Annotated in this window: 16 protein-coding genes; 10 read left to right on the top strand and 6 right to left on the bottom strand. The window is 69.2% G+C overall.

Translation table 11 applies throughout. The features are described from left to right. Positions 1-91 precede the first annotated feature (91 nt). Positions 92-265 (top strand): hypothetical protein, encoded by a 174-nt coding sequence (locus tag MKK63_RS12530; RefSeq protein WP_244002114.1) that lies wholly within the window; start codon positions 92-94, stop codon positions 263-265. Between the two features lie 66 nt (positions 266-331). Here the strand turns inward: MKK63_RS12530 and MKK63_RS12525 are convergent, their stop codons facing one another. Next, positions 332-931, bottom strand: a complete 600-nt coding sequence (locus MKK63_RS12525) for a PAS domain-containing protein (RefSeq protein WP_244002112.1) — start codon at positions 929-931, stop codon at positions 332-334. A 173-nt stretch (positions 932-1,104) separates the two neighbouring features. Here MKK63_RS12525 and MKK63_RS12520 point away from each other — a divergent pair, with 173 nt between their 5' ends. After that, positions 1,105-1,278 carry a hypothetical protein gene (locus MKK63_RS12520; RefSeq protein WP_244002110.1) on the top strand — a complete coding sequence of 58 codons (174 nt, stop codon included), beginning with the start codon at positions 1,105-1,107 and terminating at the stop codon, positions 1,276-1,278. Positions 1,279-1,416: 138 nt separating this feature from the next. Further along, positions 1,417-1,986, top strand: a complete 570-nt coding sequence (locus MKK63_RS31695; RefSeq protein WP_267426190.1) for a hypothetical protein — start codon at positions 1,417-1,419, stop codon at positions 1,984-1,986. Between the two features lie 36 nt (positions 1,987-2,022). Here the strand turns inward: MKK63_RS31695 and MKK63_RS12510 are convergent, their stop codons facing one another. The 3 genes from MKK63_RS12510 to MKK63_RS12500 form a co-directional block, all read right to left on the bottom strand. After that, entirely contained in the window at positions 2,023-5,469 is a 3,447-nt protein-coding gene (locus MKK63_RS12510) for a PAS domain S-box protein (protein WP_244002108.1), read from the bottom strand. A 164-nt stretch (positions 5,470-5,633) separates the two neighbouring features. After that, positions 5,634-6,308 (bottom strand): hypothetical protein, encoded by a 675-nt coding sequence (locus MKK63_RS12505; RefSeq protein WP_244002106.1) that lies wholly within the window; start codon positions 6,306-6,308, stop codon positions 5,634-5,636. Between the two features lie 61 nt (positions 6,309-6,369). Further along, positions 6,370-8,106, bottom strand: coding sequence for an outer membrane beta-barrel protein (locus MKK63_RS12500; RefSeq protein WP_244002104.1), 1,737 nt, complete (start codon positions 8,104-8,106; stop codon positions 6,370-6,372). A gap of 519 nt (positions 8,107-8,625) precedes the next feature. Between MKK63_RS12500 and MKK63_RS12495 the strand changes: the two genes are divergently transcribed. From MKK63_RS12495 to MKK63_RS12465, 7 genes are all read left to right on the top strand, one after another. Next, on the top strand, positions 8,626-8,886 hold the full coding sequence (locus tag MKK63_RS12495) for a hypothetical protein (RefSeq protein WP_244002102.1): 261 nt from the start codon (positions 8,626-8,628) through the stop codon (positions 8,884-8,886). Positions 8,887-9,036: 150 nt separating this feature from the next. Beyond that, complete coding sequence (locus MKK63_RS12490) at positions 9,037-9,360, top strand: hypothetical protein (protein WP_244002100.1); 324 nt, start codon at positions 9,037-9,039, stop codon at positions 9,358-9,360. Positions 9,361-9,831: 471 nt separating this feature from the next. Further along, complete coding sequence (locus MKK63_RS12485; RefSeq protein WP_244002098.1) at positions 9,832-10,965, top strand: branched-chain amino acid ABC transporter substrate-binding protein; 1,134 nt, start codon at positions 9,832-9,834, stop codon at positions 10,963-10,965. Positions 10,966-11,144: 179 nt separating this feature from the next. Further along, positions 11,145-12,035, top strand: coding sequence for a LysR substrate-binding domain-containing protein (locus tag MKK63_RS12480; RefSeq protein ID WP_244002096.1), 891 nt, complete (start codon positions 11,145-11,147; stop codon positions 12,033-12,035). 126 nt (positions 12,036-12,161) lie between these two features. Beyond that, complete coding sequence (locus tag MKK63_RS12475) at positions 12,162-12,932, top strand: HpcH/HpaI aldolase family protein (protein ID WP_244002094.1); 771 nt, start codon at positions 12,162-12,164, stop codon at positions 12,930-12,932. Positions 12,933-12,943: 11 nt separating this feature from the next. Continuing rightward, positions 12,944-14,512: a galactarate dehydratase gene (gene garD / locus MKK63_RS12470; protein WP_244002092.1), complete on the top strand. Its 1,569-nt coding sequence runs from the start codon at positions 12,944-12,946 to the stop codon at positions 14,510-14,512. 80 nt (positions 14,513-14,592) lie between these two features. After that, the gene (locus tag MKK63_RS12465; protein ID WP_244002089.1) at positions 14,593-15,795 is read left to right on the top strand and encodes a PepSY-associated TM helix domain-containing protein; all 1,203 of its coding nucleotides are present in this window, start codon (positions 14,593-14,595) and stop codon (positions 15,793-15,795) included. A 111-nt stretch (positions 15,796-15,906) separates the two neighbouring features. Here MKK63_RS12465 and MKK63_RS12460 read toward each other — a convergent pair whose 3' ends face one another. Next, positions 15,907-16,095: a hypothetical protein gene (locus MKK63_RS12460; protein WP_244002088.1), complete on the bottom strand. Its 189-nt coding sequence runs from the start codon at positions 16,093-16,095 to the stop codon at positions 15,907-15,909. Further along, positions 16,092-18,272 carry a TonB-dependent siderophore receptor gene (locus MKK63_RS12455; protein WP_244002086.1) on the bottom strand — a complete coding sequence of 727 codons (2,181 nt, stop codon included), beginning with the start codon at positions 18,270-18,272 and terminating at the stop codon, positions 16,092-16,094. Before MKK63_RS12455 ends, MKK63_RS12460 begins: the two co-directional genes overlap by 4 nt. Positions 18,273-18,496 lie beyond the last annotated feature (224 nt).

Genomic DNA, 18,496 nt, shown 5'->3' with positions numbered 1-18,496 from the left:
TCCCGGAGCGCACGCCGCACGGCCGCGCGACCGCCGACCGGCGCAGTGCGGGTTGAGCCGAGGCGACGCTGTCCCGCGCCAGGAGGGGCCGATGGATCAGGAACGCGACAGGTCGAAGGAGCCGCCGATCTCGGACGGGCAGAGCGGGCGCCCGCGCGACGCGACCATCGCGCAGACGGGGCCCGGCCTGCCCGACGACACCGGGCGGCCGGTGGAGGTCGACGAGGCCGCGCGCATCGCGCGGACGATCCGGGAGCTTTATTAGGGCGCTCTCCGCCGAAGTGGCCCCCGGTTCGGCGCAGAGCGTGTCACGACAAGGGCTCGGGGCCGGTCAATGCAGGGCATGGCCGCGCGCGATCCGCTGCCGCGCCGCCAAGTGCCGGCCGATCTCGATCAGCAGGGTCTCGGCCAGCGCCAGCATGGGCGCCTCACCGAACTTCGAGAGCGCGTCGTGCAGGGACAGGCACAGGTCCGCGGCTCGGTTGAGGGCGTCGATCAGGGTTCCATCGCGTTGCGCGAAGGCCGTGCCGGCGGACTTGCTGTCCGAAATCTCGACGATCACCCCGCAGCCCGTGGTCGGGCGGCCCTGCTCGTCCAGGTGGAAATGCCCGCGGGTGAAGAGCCAGCGCAGCCGGCCCGTCGGCGAGCACACGCGGTACTCGGCCGTGTAGGAGCCGCCGGACTGAACACAGTCCAGGATGACCTGCGAGATATGCGCCTGATCGCCCGGATGGACCGCCTTCAGGATCTCCGAGAGGCTGACGCCGGCGCGCGAGCGGGCGGGGCTGATGTTGAACAGCAGGGCACTCACCGGATCGGCGCGCGCCGTGTCCTCGGGAATGTCCCACCTCCAGAAGCCGACGCCGCCGGAGGCTTCGAGGGCTGCGGCGAGCGCGGCCTCGGATACGACGTCGTCCGCCGCTTGATCCATCTGAACCGTCCCTTGCCCGACCAGGCCGTCCCGTTTCCCGTCGCCCGTGCGCCCCCGCGACATTTCAACTGGAAATCGATGATCGGGCGCAGCCTGTCTACAGCAGGTGTATGCCTCGCCTGCATTCAGCCTGCGCGTGCGGCGCCGGGCTCGACGGGCGGCACGCGGCGGCGATGCGTTCCGATCCCGGACCGCGCCGCGGCAATCGCCGGGCGACCGTTAGACGGCAAACCTGGGTACAGGCTCTGTCCTTCGCGCAGGACATGAATGCCCGGCCCGGGTTCGCACGGATCCCGGCCGCCGCCCTGCGCGGTCTGTGCCTGACTGATCTCCGCAACCGCTACTGAGACGCAGTCGTATTCTTAGTGTTGGCCGTGAGTTGGCGGAACTGGCGAGTGATTTTGGATATTCCGCAGAAAAATTAGGTGTAGGGAACCTGCAGATTTGACGCTATGTGAAGAGGTCCACGCAGACCGGAGACCAGGATGCGCCGTTTCGCGCTCAAATCCGCAGTGCTGTCCCTGCTGGCGTCGATGGTCGTCCTCCCGGTCCCGGTCCATGCGAAGCCGAAGCAGGTTCGGCTGCCGATGCTGGAGGTGCCCGACGATCTCGGCCTCATCCTCAAGAAGCCGAATTTCGGAAGCCGCGCGACGCTGCTGCGGTCGCCGGTCGAATTGTCGGACGTGAAGGACCGGCATGTCCTGGAGCGGGAGCAGCGCCTCTGGAGCCGCCTCAACGGGTCCCTCTGCGTGGGCTGCGGCGGGGCGCCGAGCGCGATCTATAGCAGTGCCTCGGCCGTGCGCCGGGTGAACTACGTGGATCCGGTCGCCGTCCTGAACGCGAGGCCCGCCGCCGTGGCGCCGACAGCCCTGGCGAGCCGCGTCGCCGCCCCGGCGCGGTCCGCCCGCATCCATCTCGCTCACCGGCGCCAGCACCGGTCGCGCCTCTACGCCTATTACAGCCGGCTGCGCTATGCCGTGCTGAAGTGGCGCCGGCACCCCCACCACCGCCGCCGGATCCGCGCCGTCCAGCACGTGCCGCTGTCGCCCGCGTAGGCGCCGGTCCGGCCGGCTTCAGGCCGCCCCCGGCCTTCAGGCCGCCCGCAGGGCCTCGATCTCGGCGAGCGTGACCGCCGTGCGGGCCCGGAGCGTGCCGAGCATCGGCGCGACATCCGCCCCCGTCCGGCAGGCGGCCTCGACCGCCCGGCAGGTCTCGGCGAGACCGGCGAAGCCCACCATGCTGGCCGCCGACACCATCGCGTGGGCGTCGAGCATGAGCCGGTCGCGGCTCGCCTCCGGCGCGGCCGCCCCGAATCGCTGGGTGAGTTCCTTCGCCAGCATCGCCAGCAGGTCGTTCATCCGCGCGCGGCCGACCATTTCGGTCATCTCGTTGAGGACGGCGTGGTCGATCGTGCCGGCGGGGCGCTCCGGCTCCCCAGGCGCGCCGGTCCAGCGGTCGATCACGGCGAGCAGGGTCTGGACCCGGAACGGCTTGCCGACATGGTCGTCGAGGCCGGCGGCGCGCAATTCGGCCACCTGCTCCGGCAGGACGTTCGCGGTCATCGCCACGATCGGCAGCCGGCCCCGCGGGGCGCCCAGCGCGCGGATCCGCCGGGTCGCCGCGATCCCGTCCATCACGGGCATCTGCACGTCCATGAGCACGAGGTCGTAGGTCCGGGCCTGGACGGCGGCGACCGCGTCGACCCCGTCGCCCACCACGTCCACCGCGTGCCCCGCCCGTTCGAGGATCGTCCGGGCGAGATCCTGGTTCAGCGGCACGTCCTCGGCCAGCAGCAGGCGCTTGCCGGTCGCGCGGACGGTCGCGGCAGAGGCCGCCGCGACCGGGGCTGCCGGCATTGCCGCGGGCAAAACCGCCTCGAACCAGAAGATCGAGCCGCACCCCACCGCACTCGCGACGCCGATCGTTCCGCCCATCAGCTCCACGAGCGACTTCGAGATGGCGAGGCCCAGCCCGGTTCCGCCGTATTCGCGGCTGATCGAGCCGTCGACCTGCGAGAACCGCCGGAACAGGCGGTCGCACTTGTCCGCCGGGATGCCGATCCCGGTATCGTGGATCTCGAAGCGCAGGCTGTGCAGGCCGGTCAGGATCGTCAGACCGATGCGTCCCGCCGCGGTGAACTTCACCGCGTTGGTGAGCAGGTTGAGCAGAACCTGACGCAGGCGGTCCTCGTCGCCCTCGACCCAGTCCGGCAGGTCCGACCCGCAGGTGACGGCGAGGGTGAGGCCCTTGCGCTCGGCCGAGGGGCGCACGATCGAGACCGCGTTGTCGATGAGCGCTTCGAGGGCGAACGGCCGGGGCACGATCTCGATCTGCCCGGCCTCGACCTTCGAGAAGTCGAGCACGTCGTTGACCACCGTCAGGAGCGCCGCCCCGGCGGTGCGGATGCGGTCGGCATGCCGGCGCGCCGCCGGCCCGAGATCGGTCTCGTCGAGGAGCAGGTCGGCATAGCCGATCACACCGTTCAGCGGTGTGCGGATCTCGTGGCTCATCGCGGCCAGGAACTCGCTCTTGGCCGCGCTCGCGCGCTCGGCCTCCAGCCGCGCCGCGTCCGCCACGGCCTTCGCGGCGAGGAGGTCCGCCTCGGCGACCTTCCGGGCGGTCACGTCGAGGTTGAGGCCGATGACCCGCCGCGCGCGCCCGTCCGGTCCGGGGGCGGCGCGCCCGACGCCGTTGATCCAGCGCACGCCGCCCTTCGGATCCGGGACCCGGAACTCGATCGAGAACGTCTCGCCCGTTTCGGCGGCCGCCGCGGCGGCCTCCAGGGCGCGGGCGCCGTCCTGCCGGTCGATCAGGGTCAGCCAAGTCTGCGCGTCGAGTTCGTACTCCCGATCGGTCTCGATCCCGTGCAGGCGCGCGCTCTCGACGGACCACGTGATCCGGCCGCTGTCGAGGTCGAGGTGCCACGTGCCCGCCTTGGCGGCCTGCTGGGCGAGGCGCAGCAGGCCGCTCGCCTCCTCGACGGCGCGCCGGGCCGTCACGATCTCGTCGATGTCCAGGGCGGTGCCGAGCATCCCGACCATCGCCTCGCCCTGCCAGATCGGCAGGACCACGACCTTGTGCCAGCGATAGGCGCCGTCGTGCCGCCGCATCCGCCCCTCGACCTCGTAGCCGGTCCGCTGCGCGCGCGCATTGCGCCACAGCTGCTCCATCCGCTCCGCATCCTCGGGATGGTTGCAGGCCAGGCGTGCGGCCCGGGACGGCCCGATCGGGCCGTAGTAATCCTCGAAGCGCCGGTTGACGTAGGTCGCCTCCCCGGTCTCGGTGCTGGCGATCCAGACGAGCTGCGGCAGCGCGTCCGCGAGCGCCCGGTAGCGCGCCTCGCTCAGGCGGAGCGCATCCTCGGCGGCCTTGCGGCCGCTCACGTCCCGCAGGGTCGCGACGTAGCCATCGGCCGCCCCGGTCGCCCGATCGTGGGTCAGGCTGAAGGAGATCTCGAGCCAGACCCACGTTCCGTCCCGGTGCCGGTAGCGCTGGCAGGTCAGGGCCTGTTCGGTGCGGCCGCCGGTGAGGTCATCGAGGACGGCGCGGTAGGCCGCCACGTCGTCGGGATGGACGAAGTCGAGGGGCTGCGTGCCGACCAGATCCTCCGGATCGTAGCCCAGGACGGCGCGCATGGCGGGCGAGACGTAGCGGCGGCAGGTGCTGAGGTCCGACCAGATCACGATGTCGGTGCTGTTCTCGGTGAGCAGCCGGTAGCGGCGCTCGCTCTCCTCCATCGCCTGCTCGGCGATCCGGTGCTGCGTCACGTCGGTGAAGGTCAGGACCGCGCCGCCATCGGCCAGGGCCGAGCGGCGCACCTCCAGGGTGATCCCGGTGGGCAGGCGCCAGTCGAACAGCGGCGGGAGCGCCCCCAAATCGCGGCCGGCGAGCCCGAGCCGCAGACCGGATTCCGCCGCCGCGAAGTCGCCCCGGGCGCGCTGGTAGGCGTGGATATCCGGGAAGGCGACGCCGACGCGCAGCACGTCGCCCGGCAGGTCGAGCAGGTCCGCGGCGCTGCGGTTGAACACGCGGACCCGCTGCGCGGCGTCGAGCACCACAAGGCCCTGGTCCATGCTGTCCAGCGTCCCGTGCAGGAGCCGGTCGGTCTCGTGGGCGCGCCGCTCGGACCGGACGAGGTCGCTCACGTCGAGGAGCATGCCGTGCAGGGCGACGAGCGCGCCGTCGGGCCCGCATTCGGGCACGCCCTGGATGATCGCGTCGAGGACGGTCCCGTCCGGACGCACGATGCGGGTTCGCACCTGATAGGGAACCGCCGGCCGGTCTCCGGACAGGATTTCCTCGACCCGCGCGATCACGGCGGGGCGGTCATCCGGATGATAGCTGGCGAAATGGTCCTCGAACGCGAGATCGCGGCTCTCTGGCACCCCGAGAAGGCGCGCGAGCCCGGCCGAGCGGGTGACGCGGCGCGTGCGCGGGTCCAGGCGCCACTGGCCGAATCCGGCGGCGGCGTCCCAGGGCTCCGGTCCGCGCGTGGCCTGTGGGCCGTCAGAGTCCGGTGGCGGCGCGTCTGTGTGCATCTGCGCCGGCGGATCCGTTCGACCGGCGCGAACCGCGCCCCAACGCACCGACGGTGCTGTTGGGCCGCAGCTTTCTCACCCGATAGTTGCGGATTCCTTGCCAGCTCCCTGCGGCATCCGCGCCGGACGATCGCGCCGCGATCGGGCGCGGCCCCGGACACGCGCTACTGCCGGGCCGTGCACCGCTTCGTGCCGCTGCCCTCGACCGTGCCGCTCGCAAAACGGAACACCGACCGCTCCTCGAGCGCGGCCGAGCCGGTGGTCTTCATGAAGCCCGCATAGCCCCGGCAATTCTTGGGCGTGGGCTTCTCGTCGATCTGCCGCCAGAAGGTGAGGCCGGTGTCGTCGATCCGGAAATCGTCGCTCTGGCACCCGGAGGTCGGTTCGCAGGATCCCGCGACCGAGTAGCCGACAGCGAGGCGCTTGCGGCCCGCTGGAACCGCGTAGATCACGAGCCCCCGGTCCGGCCCCGTCCCGTTGTCGAGGATCAGGAACGCCTTGGCGAGGGCGATGTAGGTGTACGACCCTTCGTCCGTGGTGTCGTCGACGCCGAGCACGCGGTCGCTCGGCCGCTGCTCAACGGCGCAGTCGGTCTTGAGATCGGCCGTGGGCTTGCGCACCAGGAGCTTGCTGCCGACCGAGTCGGTCTTCTCGGTCGCCAGCACCGTAGCCGCGCCGTTGCGGTAGCAGTGCCACGCCACAATGGTCTCGGGGACGGCCTGCGCCCGGGCGGGGGCGAGGCCCGGGATCAGGCCGAGCCCGAGGCCGGCCGCGAGTCGGACGGCGCGTCCCGCGGCGCGCCGCAGGGCGGGCCGCCGCGATGGGTGTCGGAACGGCATCGTCGTCTCCTCGGGCCGGGGGCTGCCCATCCTGTACGGCAGACAGCCTGTGTCGCGCGCCTCAATCCTTGCGGATCAGGGCCGGCTGGGCGCCCGCTTCGCCGAGACCGAAATCAGCCAGCCTGTAGGAGAGCTGCACGAAGCCGCCGTAGCGGTTGGTCTCGAACCTGATCGGGCTCGGCGGCGAAAACGGGAACGTCGTCTGCGCCTTGTCGGCCTGCATCCGCCAGTAGCGCCCGCCGACGCCGACGCTGACAGCGGGCGTCAGGTCGTAGGAGACGATGCCCTCCAGGAAATAGCCGTCGCCCCGGCCCCCTTCGGGCCCCGGGTTGATCGATGGCCGGAGCCAGTGGCGATCGACGCCGTCCACGGCCACGACCGGCAGGTAGGCGCCCTCCAGGCTCAACCGGACGCGATCGAACCGCGCCTCGCCGATCACGCCGACGCGCAGGGCGTTCCACTGCATGGTCTCGCCGAGGCTTTTGAGGTTGGCCGGGTATGAGGGGACGCAGCCCGGGCTCTCGGCGATCTGCCGGCAGCCGTACCCGTTGTACAGCTCTGAGAAAGACTGGTAGCCGAAGAAGCCCCCGAGCTTGAAACCGTCCCGGTGCAGCAGATCGTAACCGAAATCGACCGCGCCATAGCTGATGTCGCCGTCCTTGATCGTCGAGATCGTCTTGGAATACGGATTGAGAGCGGGCGGGAAATCCTCGTCCGAGAGGCGGCCGTCCGTGACGCCGCCCGTCCCGAGGAAGCCCTTGACGAACAGGCCGGTGGGATTGTGGTCGAGCCGGGCGAAGCTCTCGCCGGCATGGGCCTGCGAACCGCCGTAGATCAACCGGGAATTCACCTGCGTCGGTCGGTAGTTGTCGTTCAGCGTCTCGCGGGGGCTGCCGGAGCTGAAGAAGTAGCGCAGCCCGCCCTCGAGCGTCCAGGTTACGGGGCCGGCGAGTCCGTCGGCTGCTGTCGGCGGCAGATCGGGCGCGGCTCCGAACCGGTAGTTCAGGCCGGCCCGGGCCAGGAAGCCGTCCGTCGTGACGCGGGTGCCGGCGCGATAGCCGGGCAAGTCTCCGGCCGTCTGCCCGGGCACGACCGCCCGGGAGCCGAGATCGTAATACAGACCCTCGACCTTCGCGGAGAGGCGCGCACCCAAGGCATGCTCGATGCCGGCGCCGACCACGTAGCCGAGGCGCACCGCACCGCCGCGACCGTCGAACGTGGCCACGGGCGGCAGCCTCAGGCCATCGCGCAAGACCAGGGACAGGTTGTTGTCGATCCGGACGTTGCCGACGGCCAAGCCGGCGGTCGCGTAGACGAAGGTCCGGTCGATGGCGAAGCCGAGCTTACCCCGGACCGTCGTCAGGTCGTCCAGCCGCTGACCGAAATTGGCGACGCTGTCCGGGATGGGGAAGCCCCCGGCGGTCGAGAAGTCGCCCTGCTGTCGGCGGTAGCCCCACAGCCGGGTGAACTGGTGATCCGCGGCGGCACCGGCCACGAGGCCGACGGGCGCCTGCCAGTTGTAGCCGATCTCACCGCCCCCGATGAAGCTCCCATCCGTGGCTGACCGCGACGGGAGGATCGGGCAGTCGCCACCCGCTCGACCGGCCTGATCCGTGCAGATGAAGCGCGCGGCGCCGCCGAGCGCACCGTACCCGGCGAACAGGCCGCCATAAGCGCCCGACCACGTGAAGTGCGGCGCCAGGACGAGATCCGGCTGCGAAGCACGCGGGAGATCCGCGGCCAGCGCAGTCTGCGACAGCAGGATGAGGAGGAGTCCCGAACCGACGGTGCGATGCATTGTAGAGCCTCCAATCGTGCGCAGACTTAATCGCGCGGCGATTGTTGTGGATTCGTTTATCGAATGCAATATATTGCCAGTAACGCATGGTCCATTGGTCATGCGTCGGTCTTGGCGCGTGTCTCGCGACCTACGATGGAAAACTTGATTTGAAAAGTCATCTTTTCGATCAAATATGACGTCGGTTTCTGGAAAGTATAAGTCATATGTACCAAATTATATCCGTAAAATAATTGGAATTAGAATAGATGTAGTAATCTAAGGCTGGGTTCTTCGAGGAAAATTCCAATCCTCGCCGTTCCTGTGTTCCGGGTTGGGATGCGGAGCTTGGCGAAGTCGGCGATCCCTGATGCAAGTCGGCATCACCGGCCCCGGACGCGCGAACGGCGATCCGGATCCGGCCGTGGAACCATCCTGTCGGTCCGCGGCTTCCTGGGCGGTGCCTCGGGATATTCTGCTCCCGCGACGGCGCCACAAAGGATGTCCGTCCCCTCCGGGGCGGCGAGAAAGGATGCTTCCGTGCGTCGTTCGATCATTACCGCCGCCCTGATCGCCGTTCTGGGCAGCGCCGTCGCGGTGCCGGCCTCGGCCGCGCCGATCGCCCCCGGGGCCGTTGCCGCGCCCGCCGACATGGTCAGCACCGTTCAGATGGACCGGATGGAGCGCCACATGATGCGCCGTCGTATGGAGCATCGCATGGAGCATCGGATGATGCGCCATCGGATGGAGCGCCGCATGATGCGTCGCGACATGCGCCACCGCATGATGCACCGGATGTAAAGTCCGACCCGCCGCGGACCGGGTCGACGGCCTGTCCGCGGCGGCCACGATGGGGGCGGGACGTCGCTGCCTCTACGGTCAAGACGCTCGAACCATTCCCGGCGCGGTGCGTTTCAGCCGACCGATTTGAGGATGGGGAGGATTAAAACGATGAAGGCGCTTCTGACGGCGGCTGCGGTGAGCATCGGCATTCTGGGCGTGGTTGGCCCGGTCACCGCGCAGCCCCGCCCCTATGATGACGGTTACGGCTACCGCGACCGTGGCTATCGGGACCGCGACTACGATGACCGGGACCGCGGCTACCGCGACCGGGACGATGATCGCGGCGGGCGGGCCGCCTACGGGTTCGACGAGCGCGAGTATCTCCGCTGCAACCCGGATGTCCGGCGCGCCATCGCGAACGGTCAGATGGAATCCGGCGCCGCGCATTGGCGCGTCTTCGGGCGCAAGGAAGGCCGGCGGCTGAGCTGCTGATCGAGCGCCGATCGCGCCGGCTCCGGACGGATCGCCCCCGGGACCGCAGGACGAATCCATGATGGTCCGGCTGGGAAGCCGCCCCCGATCGCGCAACGATCGGGGGCGGCTTCCGTTTGTCTGCCCTTGGAGTGCGCGGATAGAATCCGGAGCGCGCGGATCGAATAAGGCCCCGGCTCCCCCGGATGAACGCTCGGGCATCGCCCCGCGCCCGGCCCTGCGGGCCCTCGCTGGCGGGCGGCATTCCTCCTGACATTGGATCGGCTGCGGCGATCCTCTCAAGCCGGCAAGGACGAGCTCTTATCGCCGCGCGTGCGAGTATGGAAATACACAACTGGAAGTATAGTCAAGAATTCTTGACGTTGAATGCCCTGCGCTTCAGGATGACGTACGCTGTATGATGGCGTCGGGCCCGGATATCCTTCGCCGACAGGTTCCGCGTCCCGTGTCGTCTTCTCTGCCGGGGGTGATATGAGGCGATTGCTGCTGTCCGGTCTCGTCGTCCTGTCTGCCGTGACCGGATCCCTGGCTCAAGGGACTGGTGCGCCGGGGAAGATCGGTATCGCCCTGGGACTCACGGGTTCCTATGCGGCCTTCGGTGCGCAGGTCCGGACCGGCGCCGCGCAGGCGATCGAGGACATCAACAAGGCCGGCGGGATCAAGGGGCGCCCGCTGGAACCGGTGATCGGCGACGACGCGTCCGATCCGAAGCAGGGCGTCTCGGTGGCCAACAAGCTCGCCAGCGCGGGCGTGACGATGGTCGTCGGATCGTTCAGCTCCGGCGTGTCGATCCCGGCCTCGGACGTCTACCTCGATGCCGGCATCATCCAGGTCACCCCGGCCTCCACGAGCGTGAAGTTCACCGAGCGCGGCCATTGGAACACCTTCCGCACCTGCGGCCGCGACGACCAGCAGGGCAAGGTGGCGGGCGCCTACCTCGGGGAGCACTTCAAGGACAAGAAAATCGCCCTCGTCCACGACAAGTCGCCCTACGGGAAGGGCTTGGCCGAGGAGACGCAGACCGCCCTGAAGGCCAACGGCGTCAAACCCGTGCTGTACGAGGGTATCAACCCGGGCGAGAAGGACTATTCGGCGCTCGTCTCCAGGCTGAAATCCGCAGGTGTCGATGTCGTCTATTACGGCGGCTACCACATCGAAGCCGGCCTGATCGTGCGGCAGATGCGCGGCCAGGGCCTCAACGCATTGCTGGCGGGCGGCGACGGCCTCGCCCCCAAGGAATTCGTGCAGATCGCCGGCCCCGGCGCGGACGGGACGCTGATGACCTTCGCGCCGGATCCGCGCAGGAACCCGGGCGCCCAGGCCACCGTGGCGGCGTTCAACGCCCGGGGCATCGATCCCGACGCCTATACGCTCTACGGCTACGCGGCCGTGCAGGTCCTGGCGCGGGCCATGGCGGAGACCAACTCCAGCGACGGCAAGACGCTCGCCGAATGGCTGCACCAGGGCAAGACGATCGATACCGTTGTCGGCCCGATCGCCTACGACACGAAGGGCGACATCACCCGGCCCGACTATGTCGTGTACGCGTGGAAGAAGGGCCCGGACGGCAAGATCGACTACGCCGGCAACGAGCTGACCCCGTAGAGGCCGGCCCCGCGGCGGCGTGACAGGCTGGCGCGGGTCGGCTGCGGACGCACCCGAGGCCCATCTTCGACGGCCGCCGCCAGCATCCGGAAAAGATGATCGGCTTCAGGTCTTTGAGGGAGCGTTCGGGTTTCCGGCGCGATCCCTTATGGTCCCCCGCGGCACGCCTGGGAGCCCCCATGTTCGACTTCAGCCAGCTCCGGTGCTTCGCGGCGGTCGCGGAGGAGTTGCACTTCGGGCGCGCGGCCGCCCGGCTGAACATGACGCAGCCGCCCCTGTCGCGGCAGATCCAGGTGCTGGAGCGCATCCTCGACGTGCAGCTCCTGGAGCGCACCAGCCGCTCCGTCCGGCTGACCGCGGCCGGGCGCAGCTTCCTGCCCGAGGCCCAGCGGATCCTGCGGCTCGCCGAGAGCGCGACTCACGTGACCCGGCAGGTCGCGGCGGGGCGCGGCGGCATCCTGAAGCTCGGCTTCACGGCGGCCTCGGCGTACGATTTCCTGCCGCGCCTCGTCATCGCGCTCCGGCGGGCGCTGCCGGACGTCACGCTGTCGCTGCGCGAGATGGTGAGTCAGGATCAGGTCGAGGCCCTGCGCGCCGGCAGCCTCGACGCGGCCCTGGTGCGCCCGCCCGTGACGCATCCGGACCTGCAGGCCGTCCAGGCGCTCGCCGAACCCCTCGTGGTCGCGCTGCCCGCGGGCAATCCCCTGGCCGGGCGCGACCGCCTCGTGCCCGGCGACCTCGGCGGCGAGCCGTTGATCGCCTATGCGCCGAACGAGGCCCGTTACTTCCACGACCTCGTCCTCGGGCTGCTCACCGAGGCGGGAATCCAGCCCCGGATCGTGCAGCAGCTCACGCAGATCCACGCGATCCTGGCCCTGGTCCGAGCCGCTTTGGGGATCGCCCTGGTCCCGGCCGCGGCCGAGCACCTGCGGTTCGAGGGCGTGGTGTTCCGCCCGCTCGCGCTGCCCGCCCCGTGGCCGGTCGAGCTGCACCTGGCTTGGCGGCGCGGGGCGGACGATCCGCTGATCGCGCAACTGCGCGCGATCCTGTCGAACCTGCCGTCCCGCTGAGGCGAGCCGATCGATGCAGGACGCGCATCGGTCGATCCAGTCTTTGGCTTTGACCTCCCGGTCAAAGGCTGCGCGTGATGGCGCGGACGGCGCGCAGACGCCCGGAGCCGCAGGGAAGGACTCGCGATGGACAGCCTCACCAACCGCTTCAAGGCCGCCCTCCGGGAGGACCGCCAGCAGATCGGCCTGTGGTGCAGCCTCGCGAGCCCGATCTCGACCGAGATCGTCGCCGGGGCCGGGTTCGACTGGCTGCTGCTCGATATGGAGCACTCGGCCAACGACCTGCGGGATATCTACGTCCAGCTTCAGGCGATGATGGAGAACGCCACCCACCCGGTGGTGCGGGTGCCGAGCGACGATCCCATCACCATCAAGCGCATCCTGGATGCGGGCGCGCAGTCGCTGATGATCCCCAACATCGACGATGCCGCGCAGGCCGAGCGGGTGGTCGCGGCGACCCGCTACGCCCCCCGGGGTATCCGCGGCTTCTCGCAGGCGCCCCGGGCCGCCCGGTTCGGCCGCGTGCCGGACTACCACAAACGCTGTGAGTCCGAGATCTACGTGATCGTTCAGGTCGAGTCGCGCCGCGCGCTGGACAATCTGGACGCGATCGCCGCCGTAGAGGGCGTGGACGGCGTGTTCATCGGGCCCGGCGACCTCTCCACCAGCCTCGGCTATCTCGGCCAGCAGGGCCACCCGGAGGTGGTCCGCACCATCGAGGAAGCCGTCGCCCGGATCGTGAAAGCCGGCAAGCACGCCGGCATCCTCACCCCGAGGGAGGAGCTGGCCAAGCGCTACATCGCGGCCGGCACCCGCTTCACCGCGGTGGGCTCGGATCTGGGCCTGCTCGCCCGCAACGCCGAGGCGCTGGCCGGGCGCTTCCGCTCCGCGACCTGAGGGGATTTCCGATGCAGGCCGAGATCGAAGCTCCGACCCGTCCTCACGGCGCCGGCGACGTGCCGCGCACGATCCGCCTGAGCGACCGCGACAACGTCGCCATCGTGGTCAACGCCTTCGGGCTGCCGGCCGGCACGGTGTTTCCGGACGGGCTGGAACTCGTCGCGTTCGTGCCGCAGGGCCACAAGGTGGCGCTCACAGACATCCCGGAGGGCGGCGAGGTCCGCCGCTACGGCGAGGTGGTGGGCATCGCGACGCAACCGATCCCCCGGGGCGGCTGGGTCGAGGAATCCTGCGTCGCGACGCCGGTCGCCCCCGCCCTCGACGCTCTGGAACTCGCCACCCGGGTGCCGGCCCCCCTGCCCCCGCTGGAGGGCTACACCTTCGCGGGCTACCGCAACCCGGACGGGTCGGTCGGCACCAAGAACATCCTGGCGATCTCGATCAGCGTGCAATGCGTCGCCGGCACCCTCGACGTGGCGATCCGCCGGATCAAGCAGGAGCTGCTGCCGCGCTACCCCAATGTCGACGAAGTGGTCGGCCTGACCCACGCCTATGGCTGCGGCGTCGCCATCAACGCCCCCGAGGCGGTGGTGCCGATCCGGACGCTGCAGAGCCTCGCGCAGAACCCGAATTTCGGCGGCGAGGTCATGGTCGTCGGCCTCGGCTGCGAGAAGCTCGTCTCGGAGCGCCTGCTGCCGGATGGCGGCGCGGCCGGCGACGGGGTGGTGCGCCTTCAGGACGAGCGCCACCGCGGCTTCTCGGCGATGATCGACAGCATCCTGGCGATGGCCGAGGCCCGCCTGGAGGTGCTGAACCGCAGGGCCCGAGAGACCTGCCCGGCCTCGGACCTCGTGGTCGGCCTGCAATGCGGCGGCAGCGATGCCTTCTCGGGGGTGACCGCCAACCCGGCGCTCGGCTTCGCGGCCGATCTGCTGGTCCGCTGCGGCGCCACCGTGATGTTCTCGGAGGTGACGGAGGTGCGCGACGCGATTCACCTCCTCACCCCGCGGGCCAAGACCCCCGAGATCGCCGAGGCCCTGATCCGCGAGATGGCGTGGTACGACGCCTATCTGGCCAAGGGCGAGGCCGACCGCCGCGCCAACCCGTCGCCCGGCAACAAGAAGGGCGGCCTCAACAACATCGTCGAGAAGGCCCTGGGCTCGGTCGCCAAATCCGGCACCAGCGCGATCTCCGGCGTGCTCGCACCGGGCGAGCGCGTACGCGAAAAAGGCCTGATCTTCGCCGCGACCCCGGCGAGCGACTTCGTCTGCGGCACGCTGCAGCTCGCCTCCGGGATCACCCTGCAGGTCTTCTCGACCGGCCGCGGCACGCCCTACGGCCTCGCTCAGGCGCCGGTGATCAAGGTCGCCACCCGCACGGAACTCGCCGAGCGCTGGTCCGATCTGATCGACCTCGATGCCGGCCGGATCGCCACCGGCGAGGCGACGATCGAGGAGGTCGGCTGGGAGCTGTTCCACCTGATCCTCGACGTGGCGAGCGGGCGCAAGCGCCCCTGGTCCGACCAGTGGGGCCTGTTCAACGACCTGACCCTGTTCAACCCCGCGCCGATCACCTGACGGGCGCCGCCTCGGCCGCCGGGCATGCGCCCCGCGCCGTCGTCAGCGTGGCCGGTTTCTGGTAGGCAGCCGGCATTGCCATGCCGCGCCTGATTCCCTCCCTCCGGACCGTCCTGTTCCGCCTGCACTGGGCGCTTGGCCTCACGGCTGGCCTCGTGCTGGCGCTGATGGGCCTGACCGGGGCGCTGATGAGCTACGAGGAGGCGGTCACCGCCTTCGCCAACCACGACCGGCTCACGGTGACCGCCGGTGACCGGCCGGCGCTCGCCCCCTCGGCCCTCGTGGCGCGAATCGAGGCCCAGGCCGGCCTGAAGGTGAACATCCTCACCCTGGCGGACGATCCGGCGGCGAGCGTCCATGTCCGCTTCGCCCGGGATCCCGCGACCCGCGCGCGGCCACCTGCGGTCTATGCCGACCCCTACGACGGCGCCGTGCTCGGCCCGGTGCGGCTGGAGGGGGTGTTCACCACGGTGCGGGACCTGCACCGCTGGCTGCTCCTGCCCGGCGGCTCCAAGGGCTGGGGCCGGACCATCACGGGCGCCTGCGTGCTGGCGCTCCTCGTCTTTCTGGGGACCGGCCTCTACCTGCGCTGGCCCAAGGTCCATCGCTGGCGGATCTGGCTGAAGCCGAGCCTGTCCCGGCCCGGCCGGCCGCGCTGGTGGTCGCTGCACGCCGTGGCGGGGACATGGCTGATACCGGTCTACCTCGTGATGGCGTTGACGGGGCTGACGTGGTCCTACCCATCCTTCAAGGATGCCGCCACGGGGCTTCTGGTGGGCGAGCGGGAGACGGCAAAGCCGATGCGCGCCGCCGGCCGCAGGGCCGCCGCCGAGGCGCCGGCCGACGCATCCGGGCCCGCGGCCGTCGACCGCGCCTGGGCGGCCTTCCGGGCCGGCGAGGGGCGTGAGGCGGGCACCACTCTGCTGACCCTGCCGAGCCCCGACGCGAGGGCGATCCGGATCCGCTGGCTGCCGAAGGGTGTCGATGACCTGAGCGCCCGCAACGAGGCTCGCTACGATGCCGCCACCGGTCTGCTTCTGGCGACCGAGGGCGCCGCCGACCTGCCGCTGGGCCGGCGCCTCATGGACAACATCCTGGAGGTCCATCGCGGCCGCTTCTTCGGCGACCTGTTCGCCCTGCTGTTCTGCCTCGCGGCGCTGGCCCTGCCGGGCTTCGCGGCGACGGGCCTGACCCTCTACGTCCTGCGTCGCCGCGCGGCGGCGCAGCGGCGGCCGGCGAAACCGCGGACGGCGCCCCCTGCCCTCCGCGAGGCGAGCCGCTGAGGCACCCGCCAGGTGCTCGAACATCAGGGTTTCAAAAGGTCTTCGACCTTTTGCGGGTGCGGGCAGAGCCCGCTGTCGGGCTTCAGCCCTTCGGAAACCTCAGATCGAAGGTTATCGGGTGAGCCGATAGCCGCGCCCCTCGAGATGGGCTGCGATCAGCCGGTCGGTCGCGACCCGCGGGTTGTCCGGCTTGACCACGATCAGCACCGACCAGGACTGCTCGGCCGCGGACGCGGTGAGCGTCAGCGCCGCGAGGCCGGCCCCGGCGAGAAGGCCGCGGACCCGCCGCGCCCGGCTCACAGCCGTGCCGTGATCGTCGCCAGCAACGTAAAGGGCGCGCCGGGGGCGTTGTTGAATTGGTTGAACGGCTGCTCGATGTAGCGCGTGTTCGTCAGATTCCGGATGTTGACTGAGAAACGGTAATGCGCGTCGATGTCGTAGTACACGGCCGCATCAACGCGATTGTACGCCCCGACTTTGTAGCTGTTGTTGAGGTCGCCGAAGCGTTGGCCGACATGGGTGATGCCGATGCCGAGTCCGAGACCGCGCAGGAAGCCGGCCTGGAAGTCGTAGGTGGTCCACACGCTGCCGCTGAAGGCTGGCGCACCCACGAGGCGGTTGCCGATCGCAAAGACCCTGTCCTTGGTGATCCGCGCGTCGAGATAGCCGACGCCGCCGATAACCCTCCAGCCTGGAAGGATCTCGCCGGCCAGGTCCGCCTCGACACCCTCCGAACGTTGCTGGCCGGTGATCACCGAGAAGCCGGTATTGACGGGGTCGTTGCCGGCGACGTTATCCCGGGTGATCCGGAAGGCGGCCGCGCTCAAAGTCAGGTCGGGGCTGATGTCGATGCGGGTTCCGACCTCAACTTGCTCGCCGGTCTCGGGTGTTGGGTTGACGACGTTGAGCACGTTCGCGGTCTGCGGCGCGAAGGATGTGGCATAGCTGGCATAGAGGGTCAGCGGCTCGAACGGGCGATAGATCAGGCCGACGCGTGGCGAGGCGCCGAACAGGTTCTGCTCGGGGGGCTGGGTCTGCGAAGCGGGCACCCGGGCGAAATAATATTGGCTGCCGAGATCGAACCGGGCGCCGAGCACGAGCTGCAGCTCAGGCGTAAGGGCGATCTGGTCCTGCAGGTAGAACCCGAACAGCTCGAGCCTCTGCTTCAGGTCTTGCTGGAGCGAGAGCGCTCCTGGCGTGCCGCCGAAGACCGGGTTGAAGAAGCTGACCGGAGTGTAGGAGCCTTGCTGGGAATAGGGGTGGCGGAAGCCGTTGGTGTACTCGAACCCCGCCAGGGCGGTGTGGGAGAAGCCGAACGTGTCGAACTTCAGGATCGCTTCGGTCTGCGTATCCAGGGCAGCAAAATGCGAATCGACCGAGGTGTCGCGCCTGGTGACCTGCGTGCCGGCATTATTGACGCCGGTGGCGCGGGCCGCGAACAGATTGAACGCACCCCACTGCCCATTGATCACTTGCCGCAATGTCAAATTTTCATTGACATCGTGCTCAGCTCGCATCGTGATCCCGTTGAACTCGCCATAATAGCGCGAGGACGGCTCACCGTAATATCGGCGGATGTTGTCCAGCGGCACGCGGCCGCGAAAGGCAATGAGCCCCTCGTCGTACTGGGTGCGCTGGCTGGTGGCTTCTGCGTTGATGTAGACTCGGGTGTCGGCGCTCGGCGTCCAGCTTAAGGCCGGCGCAATGAAGACGCGCCGATTGGTGTTGTCGCCGATATTGCGGAAGGTCGGATCCTCCTGCGCGGCGAAGCTGAGGCGTGCGGCGAGTCCATCGATAGACGGGATCGCGCTCGAGACCGAGCCCTGAAACCGCCGGAAGCCGAAGCTGCCACCTTGGACGCTCGCATCCGCGGTCGGCTCCAGGGTTGGCCTGCGGGTCACGATGTTGACGACACCGCCCGGATCACCCCGGCCGAACAGCACGGAAGCCGGTCCCTTGATCACCTCGACCCGTTCGGCGTTCGCAAGGTCGCGTTCCACCGGATAGAAGTTGATCGCCGGATTGGTCAGGATGCCGTCGACAGCGAAGAGCTGCGTGGCGAAACCGCGAATGACGTAGTTCTGCGAGCGACCCTGCACGGTGCTGCCGGGCGTGACGTTGCTGACATTGGTGACGGCATCCGTCAGGCGCAGATCCTGCTGATCGGTAATGACCTGCCGGGGGACGATGTTGATCGATTGCGGCGAGTCGCGCACGGGCGTGTCGGTCTTGGTCGCGGTGGCCGAGCGCGTGGCGCGGTAGCCGATCACTGGGCCGTCCGCCCGCTCCACCGCAGGGCCGGTACCGGTGACGCTCAGCTCCGAGAGCGAAACCTCATCGGCTGTACTGGTAACCTCCGCGCGAGCCGAAATCGTCGAGATGACAAGCAGGGATGTCGTCAGCGCTGTGTAGAGTGATAGACTGTTGTTGCGGGTGTTTGAAATGCTTCGAAGGCTGCGCCTGCCGTGCCCGGACATCGTTTATAATCGCTCTCAAGAAGATTCGCACCGCCAGGGCACAGGGATCCTTGAGAGGAAGGGCTGTGATTTTTCAATGTGTGCGCTGAGATCGATGCGCGGATTCGGCTGTAACTTCGCAAACGTGGCGAAGTAGCCACATTATCACATTGGAATAATTTAAATTTTTGGACCTGTGCGCCTGAAAAATGGATTGGCGCAGAGGATCTACATCTACAACGTAT

Origin of the sequence: Methylobacterium sp. J-088 (assembly GCF_022829295.1) — a bacterium.
Lineage (GTDB): Bacteria > Pseudomonadota > Alphaproteobacteria > Rhizobiales > Beijerinckiaceae > Methylobacterium.
The sequence above is the reverse complement of the archived record's forward strand: the minus strand, read 5'-3'. Positions and strand labels throughout refer to the sequence as shown.

Excerpts from the sequence above, each read along its gene's own strand:
- MKK63_RS12525 (WP_244002112.1), bottom strand. The coding sequence starts at position 931 with ATGGATCAAGCGGCGGACGACGTCGTATCCGAGGCCGCGCTCGCCGCA.
- MKK63_RS12455 (WP_244002086.1), bottom strand. The coding sequence starts at position 18,272 with ATGTCCGGGCACGGCAGGCGCAGCCTTCGAAGCATTTCAAACACCCGC.
- MKK63_RS12485 (WP_244002098.1), top strand. The coding sequence starts at position 9,832 with ATGAGGCGATTGCTGCTGTCCGGTCTCGTCGTCCTGTCTGCCGTGACC.
- MKK63_RS12505 (WP_244002106.1), bottom strand. The coding sequence starts at position 6,308 with ATGCCGTTCCGACACCCATCGCGGCGGCCCGCCCTGCGGCGCGCCGCG.
- MKK63_RS12510 (WP_244002108.1), bottom strand. The coding sequence starts at position 5,469 with ATGCACACAGACGCGCCGCCACCGGACTCTGACGGCCCACAGGCCACG.
- MKK63_RS12520 (WP_244002110.1), top strand. The coding sequence starts at position 1,105 with ATGCGTTCCGATCCCGGACCGCGCCGCGGCAATCGCCGGGCGACCGTT.
- garD (WP_244002092.1), top strand. The coding sequence starts at position 12,944 with ATGCAGGCCGAGATCGAAGCTCCGACCCGTCCTCACGGCGCCGGCGAC.
- MKK63_RS12480 (WP_244002096.1), top strand. The coding sequence starts at position 11,145 with ATGTTCGACTTCAGCCAGCTCCGGTGCTTCGCGGCGGTCGCGGAGGAG.
- MKK63_RS12490 (WP_244002100.1), top strand. The coding sequence starts at position 9,037 with ATGAAGGCGCTTCTGACGGCGGCTGCGGTGAGCATCGGCATTCTGGGC.
- MKK63_RS12530 (WP_244002114.1), top strand. The coding sequence starts at position 92 with ATGGATCAGGAACGCGACAGGTCGAAGGAGCCGCCGATCTCGGACGGG.
- MKK63_RS12465 (WP_244002089.1), top strand. The coding sequence starts at position 14,593 with ATGCCGCGCCTGATTCCCTCCCTCCGGACCGTCCTGTTCCGCCTGCAC.
- MKK63_RS12475 (WP_244002094.1), top strand. The coding sequence starts at position 12,162 with ATGGACAGCCTCACCAACCGCTTCAAGGCCGCCCTCCGGGAGGACCGC.
- MKK63_RS31695 (WP_267426190.1), top strand. The coding sequence starts at position 1,417 with ATGCGCCGTTTCGCGCTCAAATCCGCAGTGCTGTCCCTGCTGGCGTCG.
- MKK63_RS12500 (WP_244002104.1), bottom strand. The coding sequence starts at position 8,106 with ATGCATCGCACCGTCGGTTCGGGACTCCTCCTCATCCTGCTGTCGCAG.